This is a genomic window from Variovorax sp. GW823-FHT04F07, assembly GCF_058795995.1.
In genome coordinates, this window is the sequence record NZ_JBXAIG010000002.1 from 192,920 (window position 1) to 211,789 (window position 18,870).

Here is an 18,870-nt window from a genome sequence, read left to right on the forward strand (position 1 = left end):
GAGACCCACCCGATGAATTCCGTGATCCCCATCATCCCCATCGCGGCGACAAGCCCGATCGACATCCAGTCGCTCGTGCAGCCCGACCGCGTGCACAAGCGCGTCTACACCGACCCCGCCATCTTCGAGCTGGAGATGGACCGCGTGTTCGGCCAGGCCTGGATCTACATCGGCCACGAAAGCCAGGTGCCCAAGCCCGGCGACTACTTCACCACCCGCCTGGGCCGCGAGCCCGTGGTGATGGTGCGGCACACCGACGGCCAGGTGCACGTGATGTTCAACCGCTGCCCGCACAAGGGCGCCAAGCTCGTGCCCGACGGCAGCGGCAGCGCCGGCAAGTTCCTGCGCTGCCTGTACCACGGCTGGACCTTCAAGTGCGACGGCAGCCTGCTGTCGGTGCCGCTGCGCAGCGGCTACGAATGCACCGCGCTCGACCTGAAGGACCCGCAGTACGGCGTGCGCAAGGTGGCGCGCGTGGCCACGCACCGCGGCTTCGTTTTCGCCAGCCTGTCGGAAGACGGGCCCGAGCTGAAAGAGTTTCTGGGCGGCGTGGCCACGTCGCTCGACAACTTCTGCGACCGCGCGCCCGAGGGCGAAGTGGAAGTAGCGGGCGGCGTGCAGCGCGTGATCCAGCGCAACAACTGGAAGATCTTCTTCGAGAACCTGCACGACACCATCCACGCCGTGGCCACGCACGAGTCGTCGTGGCGCGCGGCCAAGGAAGAGCACGAGGCCATGCCGGCCGGCACGCCCAAGCCCTTCGAGGTGGTGATCGTCGACGGCAACGGCGAGCCGCTGGAGTTCTGGGAGAAGCTGGAGCTCAAGGGCTACGACCACGGCCACGGCTTCATGGAAGGCATCTTCGTGCCGCCCACCGACCCGGTGAGCCTGGCCTACGTGGCCTCGCTCGAAGCCGCGAAGGGTGCCGAAGAGGCCGATGCGATCCTGCGCGTGAACCGGCACAACACCATCGTGTACCCGAGCTGCTCGCCGCACACCTCGTTCCAGCAGATCCGCGTGATCCGGCCGCTGTCGGTGGACCGCACCCTGGTCGAGATCTTCAGCTTCCGGCTCAAGGGTGCGCCCGAGGCCACCTTCCAGCGCACGCTCAAGTACACCAACATCGTCAACTCGCCCTCGTCGAACGTGATGCCCGACGACCTGGAGGCCTACAACCGCGTGCAGGAAGGCCTGGGCTCCGACGGCGGCGACTGGGTCAGCATGCACCGCGCCGCCGGGCGCGACCAGCCGCTGCCGGGCGGGCGCGCGTCCAACGGCAACAGCGAGATGCCCTCGCGCAACATGTTCGCGGCGTGGGCCGGGTACATGGGCGTCGACACGGGTGTCAAGACGAACGAACAGACCGGGAGCGCCGAATGAACTTCCGCGACTGGAACGAACAGCAGGACCTCACGCAGTTCCTGCACCACGAGGCGCGCCTGCTCGACGAGCACCGCTGGGACGAATGGCAGAAGCTCTTCACGCCCGACGGCCTGTACTGGGTGCCGCTGGTGCACGGCCAGGCCGACCACCTGAACCACGCCTCGCTGTTCTGCGAAGACGCCCTGCTGCGCTCGATGCGCGCGCGGCGGCTCGAGCAGGCCCGCGCCTACTCGCAGCAGCCGCCCACGCGCACCGTGCACGTGCTGGGCAACATCGCGCTCGAAGCACGCGACGACGCGGGCTGCACCGTGCGCTCGACCTTCCTGCTGCTGGAGTGGCGCAAGACCGAGCAGCGCACCTTCGGCGGCAGCGTGCTGCACACGCTGCGCCGCGCCGACGACGGCTGGCGCATCCAGACCAAGCGCGTCGACCTCGTCAACTGCGACGCGCCGCACGAAGCCCTGCAGGTGTTCCTGTGAAGGCCGCGCTGCTGGCGATGCATTACCAGAACGACGTGCTGCACGTCGACGGCAAGGTGCGCGTGGGCGTGGCCGCCGACGACCCGGCGCGCCCGCGCCTCATCGCCTCGGCCGCACGGCTCATCGCCGGTGCGCGCGCGAACGGCGTGCCGGTGATCTTCGTGCGCATCGCCTTCGCGCCCGACTACGCGGACTGCCTGCGCAACTGCACGCTGTTCCGCCGCGTGGCCGAGAGCGGCGCGGTGCAGGAAGGCAGCTGGGGCGCGGGCTTCTACGACGAGCTCGCGCCGCGGCCGGGCGAGGCCGTCGTCACCCACAAGCGCAACAACCCCTTCTGGGCCAGCGGGCTCGAAGAGGCGGTGCGCGCCACCGGCGCCAGCCGCCTGTACCTGGCCGGGATCGCCACGAACCACGTGGTCGAGCACGGCGCGCGCCATGCGAGCGACCTGGGCTACGACGTGGCGGTGGTCGCCGACGCCTGCAGCACCGCGCAGGCGCACCTGCAGGCCGCGAGCCTGGAAACCCTGGCGATGCTCGCGGACGTGGTGCGCGTGGACGACGCCGTCGCGCAGATGGGAGGCCGGCCATGACGACGCTGCAAGGCCAGGTCGCGATCGTGACCGGCGCCGCCGCGCTGCTGGGCGGCGCCATCGTGCGCGCCTTCGTGCAGGCCGGCGCGCGCGTGGTGGCGGTCGACATCGACACGGCGCGCGGCGCCGCGCTCGCGGCCGATGTGGGCGCGGGCTGCCGCTTCGTCGCCTGCGACATCGCCTCGGACGACGCGCTCGATGCGCTTGTGGCCGGCACGCTGCGCTCCGAAGGCCGCATCGACTTTCTCATCAACAACGCCGTGGTCTACGGCGATGCAGGCTTGGATGCCGCGCGCGCCGACTGGCTGGGCGCGCTGAACGTCAACCTGGTTTCCGGCGCGATGCTGGTGCAGAAGACCGCCGACGCACTGGCCGCACACGGCGGCGCCATCGTGAACATGGGCAGCGTCGGCGGCAAGTTCGGCGCGGCGGGCCGCGCGCTGTACCCGGCGGCCAAGGCCGCCATCCTGCAGCTCACGCGCAACCAGGCCGCCACGCTGGCGCCGCGGGGCGTGCGGGTGAACTCGGTGTCGCCGGGCTGGACCTGGTCGGACGCGCTGTCGCGCATGGCGGACGGCGACCGCGCACGCGCCGACCGCGTCGGCGCGCCGATGCACCCGCTGGGCCGCGTGGGCGACGGCGACGACGTGGCGCAGGTGGTGCTGTTCCTGTGCTCGGACGCGGCGCGCTTCGTCACGGGTGCGGACATCCCGGTCGACGGCGGCTTCTCGATGCTGGGGCCGGACCAGGGGCGGTCGGCGCGCGACTGGTTCGAGGCGTAGCCGCCGCTCAGCCGCGCGACTGCCGCAGCGCGCCTGGCGTGCCGCCCAGGTGGCGGCGGCACAAGCGCACGAAATGCGAGGCGTCGGCCAGCCCGACGCGCAGGCCGATCTGCGCCACGCTCAGGCGGTCGAAGCGCGCATCGGCCAGCATGCGCTGCGCCACCTGCATGCGGCAGGCGGCCAGCGCATTGGCGAAGGTGGTGGCGCCTTGCCCTGCCCCGGCGCCTTCGGCCAGGCAACGGTGCAGGCTGCGCTCAGAGATGCCCAGCCCCTGCGCCACGGCCGCGGCCGTGAGGCCCGGCTCGGCATGGCGCTCGCGCGTGGCATCGAGCACGCGCTGGCGCAGGGCGGCGCGGCCGCACGGGTCGGGCATGGCCCCGCCGCCGCCCGGGCCGAGCGCCAGCGCCAGCAGTCCGCCGAGCTGGTCGGCCAGCAACGCCGCCGGCAGCGGCGGCCGCAGGGCCACCTCGGGCGACAGCGCCTGTGCGAAACCGCTGAGCGCCGCGCCCCAGCCGCTGTGACCGTCGATGCGGCGCGCCACGTGGTCGCCGGCGTCGGGCAGCCACGACTCGACCCACGCGGTCGGCAGCTCGATCGACACCGTGTCGGCTGACTGCTGCAGGTGGAAGGCGTAGCAACGCCGCGAATCGACCAGCACCGCGTCGCCGGGCAGCAGGCGCGCTGAGCGCTCTTCCTGCACCGCGACCCAGGGCGAGTCGGCCTTGCACAGCAGGTAGTAGAAGTTGTGGCGGCTGTGGGCGATGGCGCGGCGCGTGCGGTACACGTCCTGCGCGCTGCCGCGCACCCGGTTCACGTGCAGCGGCCCGAGCGGCGCGGATTCGAGCGAGGCGCCGAAGCCACCGGCCAGCGGGCTGGTCACGTCCATCTCGAGAAAGCCTTCGCAGACCGCGCCGATCCAGTAGTCCAGCCGCTGCGGCGGCGGCACGGTGTCGGTCGACCAGGTGTGGATCGCAGCAGGGGCTGCGGGCATGGCGGCGGAAGTCATCCCGCCAACATAGCCAGCCCGGGCCCGTTTGCCAAGCGGGTATAGACGCCCTCCGACGCCGCGGCGCGCGGGTGCCCGGCACAATGGCCCGCTTCATCCACCGCACACGCACGAAGGGCCCGGCACACATGAGCAAGCAAAGCGATTTCGGATTGATCGGCCTGGCCGTGATGGGACAGAACCTGGTGCTGAACGTGGAAAGCCGCGGCTTCCAGGTCAGCGTCTACAACCGCACCGAGGCCACCACCGAGGCCTTCATTGCCGCCCACCCCGGCAAGCAGCTGGTGGGCGCAAAGACGCTCGAGGAGTTCGTCCAGAGCCTGGCCAAGCCCCGCAAGATCCAGATCATGGTGAAGGCCGGCGCACCGGTCGACCAGGTGATCGAACAGCTCATTCCGCTGCTCGACAAGGACGACATCGTCATCGACGGCGGCAACAGCCTCTACACCGACACCGAACGCCGCGACGCCTACCTGGCGAGCAAGGGCCTTCGCTTCATCGGCGCGGGCGTGTCGGGCGGCGAGGAAGGTGCGCGCAAGGGGCCGTCGATCATGCCGGGCGGACCGCTCTCGACCTGGGAGGTGATGAAGCCGATCTTCGAGAGCATCGCGGCCAAGGTGGACGGCGAGCCCTGCGTCGTTCACATCGGCCCGGGCGGCGCGGGGCACTACGTGAAGATGGTGCACAACGGCATCGAGTACGGCGACATGCAGCTGATCTGCGAGGCCTACAGCCTGTTCAAGGCCGCCGGCTTCACGACCGACGAGATGGCCGCGATCTTCAACGAATGGAACGAGGGCGAGCTGCAGAGCTACCTGATCCAGATCACCGCCAAGGCGCTCGAGCAGAAAGACCCGGAAACCGGCCAGCCGGTGGTCGACCTCATCCTGGACAAGGCCGGCCAGAAAGGCACGGGCCAGTGGACGCTGCTGAACGCGGCCGAGAACGCGGTGGTCATCAGCACCATCAACGCCGCCGTCGAGGCGCGCGTGCTGTCGTCGCAGAAGAAGCAGCGCGTGGCGGCCAGCCGGTTGCTGCAGGGGCCGAAGATCGCACTGTCGCTGGAGAAAAAGGCGCTGGTGGCCAAGGTGCACGACGCGCTCTACGCCTCGAAGGTCATCAGCTACACGCAGGGCTTCGACCTGATCCAGACCATGGGCGAGAAGAAAGGCTGGCAGCTCGACCTGGGCGGCATCGCCTCGATCTGGCGCGGCGGCTGCATCATCCGCGCGCGCTTTTTGAACCGCATCACCGACGCCTTCCGCCGCGACCCGGCGCTGGGCAACCTGATGCTCGACCCATTCTTTCAAGACCTGCTGAACCGCACGCAGCAGAACTGGCGCGAGGTGGTGGCGCTGGCGGTGAGCAACGGCATCCCGGTGCCGGCCTTCAGCGCCTCGCTGGCCTACTACGACAGCTACCGCACGGCACGCCTGAGCGCGAACCTGCTGCAAGCGCAGCGCGACTTCTTCGGGGCGCACACGTACGAGCGTGTCGACAAGCCGGAGGGCCAGTTCTTCCACACCGACTGGCCGGAAGTCATCGAATAAATAAATTGGGCTCGCCCCCAGGCTTCGCGCACTTCGTGTCGCTTCGCCAACCCCCTACCGGGGGCAACACCAGCGGCCCGGCAAAGCCGGTTCCGCGGTGTTTCTGGTGAATGCCCGCTCGCCGCCTCTTCAGGTGATGCGACTCAGCCGGCGTCGGCCAGCCAGTCGCGCACCACGCCGACCGACTGCGCCAGCGGCGCCGTCGCATCCACCGCCAGCACGCCGGCTTCGCCCACCGGCGATTCGAGCGTGGCGAACTGGTTGGCCACGAGGCTGGCCGGGAACATGTGCAAGCCAGCGCCCGCGCGCGCGGCCACGCGGCGCTCGGCCTCGGCGCGGTCGATCTGCATGAACACGAAACGCAGGCCCGGCGCGGCGGCGCGCAACTGGTCGCGGTAGCTGCGCTTGAGCGCGGAGCAGGTCATGACAGCGCCCTGCGGCGCATCGGCCAGGGCGCGGCCCAGCGTGGCCAGCCAGCCGGCGCGGTCGGCATCGGTGAGCGCGACGCCGCGGCTCATCTTGTCGACGTTGGCGGGCGGGTGGTGGTCGTCGCCCTCGATCAGCGGCAGCCCGAGCGCGGTGGCCAGCGCCGCGCCCATGCTGGACTTGCCGCAGCCCGAAACCCCCATCACCACGAGCCAGACCCTGTTCATGCGCACCCTTGACCTTTGTTGAAGCTGACAGGCGCGTGCCGGAGCCGGCACGCGCGATCACGAATCTACCGCGTCGGCGGCCGCGCGGGCGCAAAGCCGGTGCCGGCCACGTGTCAGGCCAGATGCCAGCGCCGGCTGTGCGGCCCCTGCTTCGCGAACACGTGCGCGAGGTGCTTCTTGACGGTGTTGACACTGATGCCGAGCCGCTCGGCGATCTGCTTGTTGGTCATGTCCCGGTGCATGAGCGACAGCACCTCGTCTTCCCGTGCGGTCAGCCGGAGGGCCGGCGTGGCACCGCCGGACGCCGGCCGCCCGCCGCTGGCCTTCGCGCGCAGCACGCACAGGTACAGCGCCTGCACCACCGGCCCCGGAAAGCCCAGGGTACCCGCCAGCACGGCGTCCAGCGATTGGGCGAACTGCTCGGCGCTCGCGGCCCACTCGACGCTGCCGCGCGCCTGGCTGCGGATCGCGGCATCCAGGCCCTGCGGGGACGGCGCCTCCCAGCCGAGGAGCCAGTCGGTGGCGGGAAAGCGGCGGCGCAGACCGTCCAGGCTGGCGACGCTCTCCGGCGCCATCAGCGCGATGTCCACCAGCAGCAGGCGCGGCGCCTGCGGCCGGCAGTGGGCTTCCAGCTCGAAGAGGCTGTTCACCTGCACGCACGCGACCTCGTACATGCGCCCTGCCCGCTGCCGCGAGGCCAGCAGGCCCTGCCCGAACCGCAGTGACGCGCGGCCGGTGCCGGTGGCGACAAGCACCGGCACGCGGAGGTCGGCCGCAGGGCAAGGGAGGTCGGGGAACGCCGGTTGAAAACAGTCCGATGCCAACAGCGCGGGTGGCACGGAGGGCGCGAACGGCGACAGGGGACGCAAGCCCTGCATGAACGGCAGCGGGTCTGCGTTCCACGCAGGTTCCAGCCCAGCAGACGGCAGTGGGACTTGTTCCATGGTTTCCCTCCGAGGTGCCTATTGGGAGGCAGCCGGAGCTTAATGATAAAGACCACAAATTCCTGCAGACAGGTCTGCCGACCTCGCAAGGTATCAAAGGGTAAGGGCGCGCGATCGGCGCGGCGCATCACCCAGTGGGTGACAACTTTTATCCTATGGACAGGGCGCAGCCCGGCGGTTCAGCATCCCTTTCTGCTGATATGTGAACGTGGTTGATCGCCAGTGCATGCAGGTCAATCGGGAGCACTGATTCCAGTCGGCGCATCTTTTCAACCAAGGAGTTCCCATGGCTGCGCTCAACCTGACGGCCGGCTCGACCGTCACCCTGGATGAATCCGCCAATTTGCAGAACCTTGCCGCTACTCCCGCTGCCGCCGGCGACAGTAACGACAATGACATCTCCGCAAGTTCGCTGCCCACCGCCTTCAGCACCCGCCTGGCGGCCCAAGGCGTCGGCACCGCCATCAACGCCGCGTTGAGTGGCTACAACGGGACCAACACCGGCACCAACGCCTTCACGTTCAGCGTGACGGGCACGGTCACCGACATGTCCTTCACGGACGCGAACGGCGCGCCGCTCAATGGCCTGGACAGCGGCCTCAATACGGCCGACGGCGAAGACATCTTCCTGTACACCGACACGACCAACAACAACGTCGTCTACGGAAAGACCGCCCTCAATGCCGTCGTGTTCGCCGCCTACCTGGAAGAGACGGGCAGCCCGGTGAACGGCGCCAAGATCTGGACCGTCCAGTACGAAGCGATGTCGAACCCCGACGCGGCCAACGCCGACGATCCGATCGACCTGACGGACAAGGTCTTCGTCAGCGTCAGCCAGGACACGGAGTTCAACCTCGCGGACGCGCCCTCCGGCCAGAACCTGTTCCTGATGTTCACGACCGGCAGTCCGACCATCGTCGATGGCCGCATCTCCAACGTGTCGATCATCGCGACGGGCAAGGACCCGGCCAACCAGTCCGGCGCCAACCCCAACAGCACCGCCGACGACATCAACATCTCGACCGGCGACACGATCAACACCAGCAAGGCGGGCGGACCGACCACGTTCGGCACCAACAGCCAGATGATCACCGAGCAGGAAGGCATCCGCTTCACGTTCGTGACGGGTGCCCGGGCGGACGTCACCATTCCGAACCTGGACCAGAACGAGGCCGACCTGGAGTCGAACATCGACTTCACCGGCATGTTCGGCGCGAGGACCGCCGACTTCGACGTGGTGCAGCTGCAAAGCGGCAAGAGTGCCCAGGTCAAGATCTCGGCCTTCAGCACGGCGGCGGAGTCCGGCAACAGCTTCATCGACGGCTATGCGGGCGACGCGACGGTGGCGATCACGAGCGTGCGCGTGCTCAATTCCGTCACCGGGGCCGTGCTCGAAACCTTCTCGGCCGGTGCCGAAGGCGGACTGAGTTCGAGCCTCGCCATCAGCATCACCGGCGGCGTCGCGACCATCACCGGCGTGGTGGCCGGCCAATCGATCGAATACACGACGTCGGCGGACCACAACCGCGTGCTCATCGAGAACGGGGCGGCCCTCAATGCCTCGGGCAACACGCACGCGGACTTCGACATCGGGGGCTTCCGGCTGCTGAGGTCGTCCACCGCCACGGCGCAGATCGGCTCGCAGATGATCTTCGAGGACGACGGGCCGAGCATCGCGGTGGCCGACACGGCGCCCCCTGACGCATTGACGGTGGACGAGAGCGCCCTGGCCACCAACGCGTCGGCGAGCTTCGCCGACAACTTCACCAGCACGCCGAGCTACGGCGCGGACGGCGCAGGCACGGTCAGCAGCACCTACGCGCTGAGCCTGAAGACCAGCGGCGCGGACTCCGGGCTGGACGACGTGGCCACCGGCAACAGCGTGTTCCTGTTCCTCAATGCCTCGGGCGTCGTCGAGGGACGCCAGGGCACGGACGCCGCGGCGGCCGCCACGGGCGACATCGTCTTCACGGTGAGCGTCAACGCCGCCGGCACGGTCACGCTCGACCAGGTGCGTGCGATCGTGCATCCGAACACCGCCAACCCGGACGATTCGAAGACGCTCGCCGCAGCCGACCTGATCGTGCTGACCCGCACCGACACCATCACCGACAGGGATGGCGACCCGAACACCGGCTCGGACTTCCTCAACATCGGCCAGGCCCTGAACTTCAAGGACGACGGCCCGAGCATCGCGGTCGCCGACACTGCGCCGCCCGACGCATTGACGGTGGACGAAACCGCCCTGGCCACCAACGCGTCGGCCAGCTTTGCCGACAACTTCTCCAGCACGCCGACCTATGGCGCGGACGGCGCAGGCACGACCAGCAGCGCCTACGCGCTCAGCGTCAAGAGCGCGGGCATCGCCTCGGGCCTGGTCGACACCCTGACGAACCAGAGCGTGGTGCTGACCGTCAACGCCGGCGTGGTCGAGGGGCGCACCGCCATCAGCGGTGCACTGGTCTTCACCGTCAGCGTGAACGCCGTGGGCCTCGTCACGCTCGACCAGCAGCGCGCCATCGTTCACCCGGACGCCACCAACCCGGACGACTCGAAGACGCTGGCCGCGGCCGACCTGGTCGTGCTGACCCGCACCGACACCATCACCGACAAGGATGGCGACCAGAACACCGGCTCGGACTTCCTGAACATCGGCCAGGCCCTGAATTTCGAGGACGACGGCCCGAGCATCGTGGTCACCGACACAGCGCCGCCCGACACGTTGACGGTGGACGAGAGCGCCCTGGCCACCAACGCATCGGCCAGCTTCGCCGACAACTTCTCCAGCACGCCGACCTACGGCGCGGACGGTGCGGGCACGGTCACCAGCGCTTATGCGCTGAGCGTCAAGAGCGCAGGGATCGCCTCGGGCCTGGTCGACACCCTGACGAACCAGAGCGTGGTGCTGACCGTCAATGCCGGCGTGGTCGAGGGGCGTACCGCCATCAGCGGTGCGCTGGTCTTCACCGTCAGCGTGGACGCTGCGGGCCTCGTCACGCTCGACCAGCAGCGCGCCGTCGTGCATCCGGACGCCACCAACCCGGACGACTCGAAGACGCTCGCCGCAGCCGACCTGATCGTGCTGACCCGCACCGACACCGTCACCGACAAGGACGGCGACCAGAACACGGGCTCGGACTTCCTGAACATCGGCCAGGCCTTGAACTTCGAGGATGACGGGCCGAGCATCACGGTGGCCGACACGGCGGCCGCCGATCCACTGACGGTGGACGAGACCATCCTGGCCACCAACGCGTCGGCCAGCTTCGCCGACAACTTCACCAGCACGCCGACCTACGGCGCGGACGGTGCCGGCACGGTCACCAGCGCCTACGCGCTCAGCGTCAAGAGCGCGGGCGTTGCCTCGGGCCTGGTCGACACGCTCAGCAACCAGAGCGTGGTGTTGACCCTCACCGCCGGCGGCGTGGTCGAAGGGCGCACGGCCGGTAGCGGATTGGTGGTCTTCACCGTCAGCGTGAACGCCGCGGGCCTCGTCACGCTCGACCAGCAGCGCGCGGTCGTGCACCCGGATGCCACCAATCCGGACGACTCGAAGACGCTCGCCGCGGCCGACCTGGTCGTGCTGACCCGCACCGACACCATCACCGACAAGGACGGCGACCAGAACACGGGCTCGGATTTCCTGAACATCGGCCAGGCCCTGAACTTCGAGGACGACGGCCCGACCATCGTGGCCCGCACCGACCTCATCTACGCGAACACCAGCAACCCGTCGCCCGGCGGCACCGGCACCTTCGACTACGAGATCGGTGCCGACGCGCGGTCGAGCTACAGCGTCTCCAACTCCGACTTTTCAGCGATCACGCTGACCGGCACGGTGGGCAATGCGGCGATCACCAGCCCGACGGTGACCTGGACCTCCGAGACGGCGACGAGCGCCTCCTTCGCCGTGAGTTTCAGCTACAAGCCGGACCCGGGCTCGGCCACCACCACCAACGCGACCGGCACGCTGAGCTTCGACAAGGTGAACGGCACCTACTCGCTCGCGCTGAATGCGCCCATCGCGGGCTTCAACACCGTCTCGACCGGCCAGGCGCTGGGCTTCACCGGCTACACGGTGGGCACATCGACGGTCGACCAGACGCAGCCCGATGTGTCGGTGGCCCAGCTGAGCAGCAACTTCTTCGTGCAGTTCACCGGCTACAGCGAGCCGGGCGGCGGCACCGGTGCCAACAACATCCAAGCAATCGCTCCGGCAGCCCCGTTGGGCACGGCCAATGGAACCGCCTTCGCGAACGGCGAGCTGTTCAAGCAGGCCGGGACGTGGGTGAGCGTGTCCAACCTGGCCAACGGCGTGGCGGGCGACACCATCCAGCAGGGCGAGGTGCTGGACCTCGACTTCTTCGCCGCGAACCCGTTCGGCTTCACGACCGCGACGCCGACCACGCAGGCCGCCGGCATGTTCCTCAAGTTCGACGGCATCGGCAGCGAGGACCTGGTGCTCGTGCTCAAGCTGGTGGACCCGGACGACGGCAGCCGCACGACGAAGGCCATCATCATCGACAACGCCGACATCATCAAATCCGGTGGCACCATCCCGGCCCCGTACAGCATCTCGCTGGACAACAACGACGGCGCGGTCATCATCGAGTCGAACGACTTCAACACCGGCACCGAGAACTACGTCATCGAAGGCGCGCAGCTGCTGGTATCGACCGAAGGCGTGACGGGCACGGCCATCAACCTCAATGCGCTGACCGGGGCCGGCGGCAACAGCACCACGCTGCAGGAATTCTCGGGAACACCTGGCACGGCCAACCCCGAAGCGGCCACGTCCGACAACGACGTCATCAAGATCTCGGACATCGGGTTCGTCACCCTCAACAGCGGCCAGCTCGACGCCAACCTGCAGTTCTCGCTGGCGGTCAAGGACGCCGACGGCGACGCCACCGCGACGCAGGTGCTGGACGTCGGCATCGTCGGCGGCACCGCCTTCACCGGTGGCGCGGACAACGAAGCGATCCAGGGCAGCGCGGGCAACGACACGCTCAACGGCGGCGGCGGCAACGACACGCTGACCGGCGGACTGGGCAAGGACACGCTCATCGGGGGCGATGGCAACGATATCTACGACTTCAATGCCGTGGCCGAGAGTGCGGCCGGTGCGAACAGGGACGTGGTCACCGGATTCATGAGCGGTGCGGACACGCTCGACCTGTCGGGCATCGACGCCATTTCGGGCAACGCGAACGCGGACGACGCCTTCAGCTACCTCGGCGATGCGGCGTTCACCAACATAGCCGGACAGCTGAGGTTCGACGTCGCCACCCAGACGCTGCAGGCCGATATCGACGGCAACGGCACCGCCGACTTCGAAGTGCAACTGGTGGGTGTCGTGGCGCCGCCACCGCTGGACGACTTCTTCATGTAGGCCCGGGCATTGCGTGGAAGCGAGGGTGGCCCTACCGACCGCCCTCGTCAGCCGCAGCGGTCCGGGCCGGGGCGCGTCAGCGTTGCTCGCACTCAGAACAGGCTGCCCTGCCCTTGCGCGCCGGGCGGGCGGAACGCGCCGGTGTCCAGCGCGATCCGCTCGCGGTTGAAGCCCAGCCGGTGCGTCGCCTTCTGGAAGCGCTGGTGGATCAGGTCGGCCCACAGGCCGCTGCCCTTCATGCGCGTGGCGAAGTCGGCGTCGTAGTCCTTGCCGCCGCGCATCTCGTGGATGCGCGCCATGACGCGCTCGGCGCGCTGCGGGTAGTGCAACTCGAGCCATTCCTTGAAGAGCGGCGCCACCTCCCACGGCAGGCGCACCACGGTGTAGAAGGCGCTGCGCGCGCCGGCCTCCCAGGCGGCTTCGAGCACCTGCTCCATGTCTTCGGTGATGAACGGAATCTGCGGCGCCACGCTCACGCCCACCGGCACGCCGGCCTCGGCCAGGGTGCGGATGGTGCGCAGCCGCCGGTGCGGCGCGGCGGCGCGCGGCTCGAGCTTGCGCGCCAGCTCTCCGTCGAGCGTGGTGATCGTGACGTACACGGCCGCGAGCCGGTCGGCGGCCATGGGTGCGATCAGGTCGAGGTCGCGCTCGACCGCGCTCGACTTGGTGACCAGCGCGAACGGATGCCGCACCTCGCTCAGCAGCTCGATCACGCCGCGCGTGAGCCGCAGCTCGCGCTCGATGGGCTGGTAGCAGTCGGTGGCGGTGCCGATGGCAAGGTTGCTGGGGCGGTAGCCCTTGCGCCCAAGTTCGGCGCGCAGCACCTCGACGAGGTTGCGCTTGGCGATGAGCTTGGTCTCGAAGTCGAGGCCGGGCGAGAGGTTGAGGTAGCTGTGCGTGGGCCGCGCAAAGCAGTAGATGCAGCCGTGCTCGCAGCCGCGGTACGGGTTGAGCGAGCGGTCGAAGGGGATGTCGGGCGACTCGTTGCTGCTGAGCACCGACTTCACGTCCTCGAAGCGCACCTCGGTGGCCAGCGGCAGCAGCCCGGCGGCTTCGGCTTCGCCGTCTTCCAGCGTGCCCCAGCCGTCATCGAAGGCGTCGCGTTCGTCTTTGGAGAACCGGTGCGCGAGCCGCGTGGCCGCGCCTCGGCCCTTGATGATGTGGATGGGAACCTGGGCGGCGGGCATGGCGAGTCCTTGGAAGGAAACAGGAAACAAGTCGAATAACTGTTTATTCATACAGTATTTCACTTTTGCGGCCACCATGCAGCGGTTTTTTGTTTCTGTCTTGACAGAAATTCAGGAATTCCTAAACTCGGCGCCATGGAACTCACCGACATTCAACGCAAGTTCGTCCTGCACTGGGGCGAGATGGGCTCCATGTGGGGCGTGAACCGCACGGTCTCGCAGATCCACGCCCTGCTCTTCGCGCACGGCAAGCCGATGCACGCCGAAGAGCTGTCGGAAACGCTGGGCGTGGCCCGCTCCAACGTCAGCAACAGCCTGAAGGAACTGCAGGCCTGGAACCTCGTGCGCGTCACCCACACGCTGGGCGACCGGCGCGACTACTTCGAGACCAGCGTCGACGTGTGGGAGCTGTTCCGCACCGTGGTGCGCGAGCGCAAGGAGCGCGAGTTCGACCCCACCATCCGCGTGCTGCGCGAGATCGTCGCCAGCCCCGATTTCCAGAAGGAGCCGCCCGATGCGCAGGACCGCATCCGCTCCACCATGGACCTCATGACCAAGCTCGCCACCTGGGCCGACGAGATGCTGCGGCTGTCGCCCGGCACGCTCGACAAGGTGCTCACGCTCGGCGCCAGCGTGCAGAAGTTCGTGCGCGGCGACAGCCCACCGCCCCCCGCCCCTCCTGGCGCCGGCAAGGGCGACGACCCCGACGCGCACCACGCCAGCCTGCCCATGATCTGAGAAAGGCCGCGTCCTTTTTTTGCCTTCTTATTTCTGTTTTGACTGAAATATCGAGAACCAAAAGCACCATGACCCGCTTCGCCCCCGCCACCTACCCGCTCACCGTCTACTTCGACGCCACCTGCCCACTGTGCACGGCCGAGATGGGCGCCATGCAGGCGCGCGACAGCGCGAAGCGGCTGCGCCTGGTCGACTGCTCGCCCATCGGTTTCGCGGACGGCCCGGCGCCGCGCGAGGCGCTGATGCGCTCGCTGCACGCGGTCGATGCCGCAGGCCGGCTGCGCGTGGGCGTGGATGCGATCCGCGCCTGCCGCGCGGCGGTGGGCCTGCCGGCCGGCGGCGCCGTGCTCGACCTGCCGGTGGTCGGCCGGCTGGCCGATCGCGCCTACGCGGTGCTGGCGCGCAACCGCTACCGGCTGCCGCGCTGGCTGGTCCTGCGGCTCGCGGGGCACGGTGCGATCGCGCCAGCGACATGCGCCGACGACCACTGCAAGCTCTAGAAAAAAACCCACGCTGTCACACCCCACCCGCCCACGTCCGAAGGAGTTTTCGATGCCCGACGTCTTCCAGCCCGACTTCCGCCTGCCCGGCACCGCGCGGCCTGCGCCGCCTGCCGTCGAAGGCCACGTGAGCCGCGAGGACACGCAGGACTATTTCACCGAGGTCGCCGACGACTACCGCGCCTGGAGCCCGAGCTACAACATGCACTTCGGCTTCTGGCGCCTGGGCCTGAACCCGCTGCGGCGCGAGGGCATGCTGATCGAGATGAACCGCACCGTCGGCCGCGCACTGCGGCTCGACACGGCCACCCCCGGCCCGCGCTGCGTGCTCGACCTGGGCTGCGGCGCCGGCGCCACCTCGCGCACGCTGGTCGGCGACGACCCGGCGCTGCACGCGGTCACGGTGACCAACGTGCCGGTGCAGAACGGCATCGCCGCGCGGCTCGATGCCCGCGCCGGCGTGGCCGACCGCGTCGCGCACGTCGAGGCCGACTACACCCGCACCGGCCTGCCTGCCGCCCAGGCCGACGGTGCCTGGGCGCTCGAAAGCGCCTGTTATGCCGAGGGCACCGCCAAGGCCGACTTCGTGCGCGAGGCCGCGCGGCTGCTCAAGCCCGGTGCGCGGCTGGTGGTGGTCGACGGCTTCCTGCTGCGCCGCCGGTCGGGCCGCCTCGCGGGCTGGCTGCACCGCCTGTGGGCCGACAGCTGGGCCGTGCCCACGCTGGCCCAGCGCGACGACTTCACGGCCGCGCTTCGCGCGCACGGCTTCGAGGACATCGAGTTCACCTCGCTGCGCTGGCGCGTGGCACCGAGCGCCTTGCACATCCCCGTGCTGGCCACCCGCTTCACGCTGGCCGAACTGTGGAAGGCCCGCGGCAGGCTCAGCCCCTGGCGCCGCAAGCACATCGTGGCCAGCTACTGCGCACTCGCACTGGGCATGTTCTGGCGCGACTTCGACTACGCCATGGTGACGGCCCGGCGCAGCGCCAGCTGAGCCCACACAAGAAGAGGAGAAGAGGTTTTCATGCACACAGATCCCGAAGAGAGCAGGCTTGCAGACCTGCCCCCAAACGCCGAATTGCCGCCCCCAAAGCCCGTGCGCGGCATGCCCTTCGGCTGGTTCTGGCCCATGTTCGCCGGCGCGGCGCTGGCGCTCGTGCTGCGCCTCGTTTTCAGCGGCGGCCCTGGCGAGCCCTTCTCGGCCATGCTGGGCTCCTTCGTCTACTTCGCGCCCGCGGCGTGCGGCGCGGTCACGGTGTATATGGCCGAGCGCATCGAACGGCGCAGCTGGGGCTACTACCTCTGGGCGCCGTGGGTGGCCACCGCGCTGTTCGTCGGCGGCACGCTGATGGTGTTCATCGAGGGCATCATCTGCGCCGCCTTCATCGTGCCGCTGTTCGCGGTGATGGGCAGCGTCGGCGGGCTGGCCATGGGCATCGTGTGCCGCATCACCAACTGGCCGAAGCCCGCGCTGTACAGCGTCGCCCTGGTGCCGCTGTTGCTCGGCGGCATCGAGCCGCAATGGCCCAACCCCGACCAGTTCTCGAACACCTCGCGCACGCTCTTCATTGCAGCGCCGGCCGGGCGCGTGTGGCACGAGCTCAACGCCGCGCGCGACATCCGCCCCAGCGAAGTCGGCGACGCGTGGGCCTACCGCGTCGGCGTGCCGATGCCGGTGTCGGGCGTGACCGTCGACACGCCCGAGGGCCGCGTGCGCCAGGTGCAGTGGCAGAAGAACGTGCACTTCGAAGAGGTCGTCACCGAGTGGCAGCCCGATCGCCTGCTGAAGTGGCGTTTCCGTTTCACGCCCGACTCCTTCCCCGCCGGCGCGCTCGACGACCATGTGATGATCGGCGGCCAGTACTTCGACCTGCGCGACGCCACCTACACCCTGACCCCGCGCGACGGTGGCACCGAGCTGCGCGTCGCGGTGTCGTGGCGGCTGAGCACGCGCTTCAACTGGTATGCGGACCCGGTCATGCAGTTCCTGCTTGGCGACGCCTCGGAGAACATCCTGCGCTTCTACAAGGCGCGCAGCGAAGCCACCCAGGCGGTGGCGGGATGAGCGCGCCACCCGTCTTCCAGCAGGCGCTCGGCCCTGCGTGGGACCGGCTCGGCGACGTGATCCGCCGCCACTACACGATGGCGCCGTTCTCCGACGACTACGTCTGCGTGCGCGGCACGATGCGCGAGGTCTGGCACGCCCCGTGGGCCGCGCTGCTGATGCCCTTCGGCCGGCTGTTCGGCGCGCTGGTTCCGCACCAGGGTACCCAGGTGCCGATCGAGGTGCACTACCGCTGCCACCCCGACAACGCCCACCTCTACTGGGACCGCGTCTTCCACTTTCCGAACAGGCCACCTTTTCATTTCCGCTCGCACATGGAACACGACGCGGCGCAAGGCAGCGAGGTGATCGAATACGTGCGCTTCGGCATCGGCATGCGCCTGGCGGTGAGCGCGGAAGACGGCGCGCTCGTGTTCCGCGACCGGGGCTACATCTGGCGCCTCGCGGGGCTGCGCATTCCGCTGCCGCTGGGCCTCTTTCTCGGCACTGCCTACGTCGAGGAGCGGCCCGATCCGTCCGCCCCCGACCACTTCACGATGAAGATGCGGCTGCGCCACCGCTGGTTCGGCGATGTGTTTCGCTACAGCGGACGCTTCCGCCTCGGTTCACAATGAGCCCACCATGCCGCGCCGCCCCGAAAACCTCTACGCCCAGTACCACGCCCACATCTACTTCGCCCCCGCCACGCTGGCGCAGGCGCGCGAACTCAGCGAGCGCGCCGGCCGCGAGCTGATGGTGGTGGTGGGCCGGGTGCACGAACGCCTGGTCGGCCCGCACCCGCACTGGAGCTGCCAGCTGGCCTTCGACGCCGCCGAGTTCGACGAAGTCATCGGCTGGCTCGACGCCAACCGCAACGGCCTGGACATCTTCGTGCACGGCGTGACCGGCGACGACTTCGCGGACCACACAGCCCATGCGATGTGGCTGGGCGAAGAGAGCGCGCTCGATCTGCGGATGTTCAGGCGCTAGGCCTTCGCCAGCAGCGCGCAGACCTCCTCATCCGTCGTCTGCGAGAAGTCTTCATACCAGGCGCCGACCGCGCGAAACACCGTGGGGCAGCGCACGCACAGCACGTCGTCGGCCTCGCGCTGCAAGGCCTCGCAGGCCTCGGGCGACGCCACGGGCACGGCGGCGATCACGCTGCCGGCGTTCTGCCGCCGCAGCCCGCGCACCGCGGCGCGCATGGTGGCGCCAGTGGCAAGCCCGTCGTCGATCACGAGCACCGTGCGGCCTTGCACGTCGCACTCTGGGCGATCGCCGCGATAGACCTGCGTGCGGCGCGCCAACTCGGCGAGTTCAGCACGGACCACCGCATCGATCTCCGAAGGCCGCAGGTCCAGCGTGCGCACCAGGTGTTCGTCGATCTCGGGCACGCCATCGCCCGCGAGCGCGCCGAAGGCGTACTCGGGTTGTTCGGGCAGGCCCAGCTTGCGTACCACCAGCACGTCGAGCGGCAAGCGCAGCGCGCGGGCCACCTCGAAGGCCACCGGCACGCCGCCGCGCGGCAGCGCCAGCACCACGGCATCCGGAAAACCGCCGCGCCGCTGCAGCAAGGCAGCGAGTTGGCGGCCGGCGTGTGTGCGATCACGAAACTTCACGGC

General features: G+C 69.1%; 17 protein-coding genes. 12 read left to right on the forward strand and 5 right to left on the reverse strand.

Going from position 1 to position 18,870, the window contains the following annotated elements; genetic code table 11:
* Positions 1–12 precede the first annotated feature (12 nt).
* The 4 genes from AC1RAA_RS09960 to AC1RAA_RS09975 are packed head-to-tail and all read left to right on the forward strand — an operon-like array spanning position 13 to position 3,234.
* Positions 13–1,380 carry an aromatic ring-hydroxylating dioxygenase subunit alpha gene (locus AC1RAA_RS09960; RefSeq protein WP_492729749.1) on the forward strand — a complete coding sequence of 456 codons (1,368 nt, stop codon included), beginning with the start codon at positions 13–15 and terminating at the stop codon, positions 1,378–1,380.
* Positions 1,377–1,862, forward strand: a complete 486-nt coding sequence (locus AC1RAA_RS09965; RefSeq protein ID WP_159277630.1) for an aromatic-ring-hydroxylating dioxygenase subunit beta — start codon at positions 1,377–1,379, stop codon at positions 1,860–1,862. Before AC1RAA_RS09960 ends, AC1RAA_RS09965 begins: the two co-directional genes overlap by 4 nt.
* A complete protein-coding gene (locus tag AC1RAA_RS09970) occupies positions 1,859–2,452 on the forward strand; it encodes a cysteine hydrolase family protein (protein ID WP_492729747.1) in 594 nt (197 codons plus the stop codon). The genes AC1RAA_RS09965 and AC1RAA_RS09970 overlap by 4 nt, the downstream gene beginning before the upstream one ends.
* A complete protein-coding gene (locus AC1RAA_RS09975) occupies positions 2,449–3,234 on the forward strand; it encodes an SDR family oxidoreductase (protein ID WP_492729745.1) in 786 nt (261 codons plus the stop codon). Before AC1RAA_RS09970 ends, AC1RAA_RS09975 begins: the two co-directional genes overlap by 4 nt.
* Positions 3,235–3,241: 7 nt before the next feature.
* On the opposite strand, the gene AC1RAA_RS09980 is transcribed toward AC1RAA_RS09975, so the two are convergent.
* Complete coding sequence (locus AC1RAA_RS09980; RefSeq protein ID WP_492729743.1) at positions 3,242–4,240, reverse strand: AraC-like ligand-binding domain-containing protein; 999 nt, start codon at positions 4,238–4,240, stop codon at positions 3,242–3,244.
* A gap of 128 nt (positions 4,241–4,368) precedes the next feature.
* Here AC1RAA_RS09980 and gnd point away from each other — a divergent pair, with 128 nt between their 5' ends.
* On the forward strand, positions 4,369–5,790 hold the full coding sequence (gene gnd / locus AC1RAA_RS09985; protein ID WP_492729741.1) for a decarboxylating NADP(+)-dependent phosphogluconate dehydrogenase: 1,422 nt from the start codon (positions 4,369–4,371) through the stop codon (positions 5,788–5,790).
* A gap of 143 nt (positions 5,791–5,933) precedes the next feature.
* On the opposite strand, the gene AC1RAA_RS09990 is transcribed toward gnd, so the two are convergent.
* Positions 5,934–6,443, reverse strand: a complete 510-nt coding sequence (locus tag AC1RAA_RS09990; RefSeq protein ID WP_492729739.1) for a gluconokinase — start codon at positions 6,441–6,443, stop codon at positions 5,934–5,936.
* A 113-nt stretch (positions 6,444–6,556) separates the two neighbouring features.
* Positions 6,557–7,204 carry a helix-turn-helix transcriptional regulator gene (locus AC1RAA_RS09995; RefSeq protein ID WP_492729737.1) on the reverse strand — a complete coding sequence of 216 codons (648 nt, stop codon included), beginning with the start codon at positions 7,202–7,204 and terminating at the stop codon, positions 6,557–6,559.
* A 469-nt stretch (positions 7,205–7,673) separates the two neighbouring features.
* On the opposite strand from AC1RAA_RS09995, the gene AC1RAA_RS10000 reads away from it, so the two are divergent.
* Positions 7,674–12,779 carry a DUF5801 repeats-in-toxin domain-containing protein gene (locus AC1RAA_RS10000; RefSeq protein ID WP_492729735.1) on the forward strand — a complete coding sequence of 1,702 codons (5,106 nt, stop codon included), beginning with the start codon at positions 7,674–7,676 and terminating at the stop codon, positions 12,777–12,779.
* Between the two features lie 92 nt (positions 12,780–12,871).
* On the opposite strand, the gene AC1RAA_RS10005 is transcribed toward AC1RAA_RS10000, so the two are convergent.
* Positions 12,872–13,966 (reverse strand): PA0069 family radical SAM protein, encoded by a 1,095-nt coding sequence (locus tag AC1RAA_RS10005; protein ID WP_492729733.1) that lies wholly within the window; start codon positions 13,964–13,966, stop codon positions 12,872–12,874.
* A gap of 135 nt (positions 13,967–14,101) precedes the next feature.
* Here AC1RAA_RS10005 and AC1RAA_RS10010 point away from each other — a divergent pair, with 135 nt between their 5' ends.
* From AC1RAA_RS10010 to AC1RAA_RS10035, 6 genes are all read left to right on the forward strand, one after another.
* Positions 14,102–14,704 (forward strand): GbsR/MarR family transcriptional regulator, encoded by a 603-nt coding sequence (locus tag AC1RAA_RS10010; RefSeq protein WP_354347325.1) that lies wholly within the window; start codon positions 14,102–14,104, stop codon positions 14,702–14,704.
* A gap of 68 nt (positions 14,705–14,772) precedes the next feature.
* Entirely contained in the window at positions 14,773–15,204 is a 432-nt protein-coding gene (locus AC1RAA_RS10015; RefSeq protein ID WP_492729729.1) for a thiol-disulfide oxidoreductase DCC family protein, read from the forward strand.
* Positions 15,205–15,256: 52 nt separating this feature from the next.
* Positions 15,257–16,198: an SAM-dependent methyltransferase gene (locus AC1RAA_RS10020; RefSeq protein ID WP_492729725.1), complete on the forward strand. Its 942-nt coding sequence runs from the start codon at positions 15,257–15,259 to the stop codon at positions 16,196–16,198.
* A gap of 30 nt (positions 16,199–16,228) precedes the next feature.
* Positions 16,229–17,269, forward strand: coding sequence for an SRPBCC family protein (locus AC1RAA_RS10025; RefSeq protein WP_492729723.1), 1,041 nt, complete (start codon positions 16,229–16,231; stop codon positions 17,267–17,269).
* Positions 17,266–17,883 (forward strand): DUF4166 domain-containing protein, encoded by a 618-nt coding sequence (locus AC1RAA_RS10030; RefSeq protein WP_492729721.1) that lies wholly within the window; start codon positions 17,266–17,268, stop codon positions 17,881–17,883. Before AC1RAA_RS10025 ends, AC1RAA_RS10030 begins: the two co-directional genes overlap by 4 nt.
* A gap of 7 nt (positions 17,884–17,890) precedes the next feature.
* Complete coding sequence (locus tag AC1RAA_RS10035) at positions 17,891–18,238, forward strand: DOPA 4,5-dioxygenase family protein (protein WP_070059711.1); 348 nt, start codon at positions 17,891–17,893, stop codon at positions 18,236–18,238.
* Here AC1RAA_RS10035 and AC1RAA_RS10040 read toward each other — a convergent pair.
* Entirely contained in the window at positions 18,235–18,867 is a 633-nt protein-coding gene (locus tag AC1RAA_RS10040; RefSeq protein ID WP_492729719.1) for a phosphoribosyltransferase, read from the reverse strand. The genes AC1RAA_RS10035 and AC1RAA_RS10040 overlap by 4 nt on opposite strands.
* Positions 18,868–18,870 lie beyond the last annotated feature (3 nt).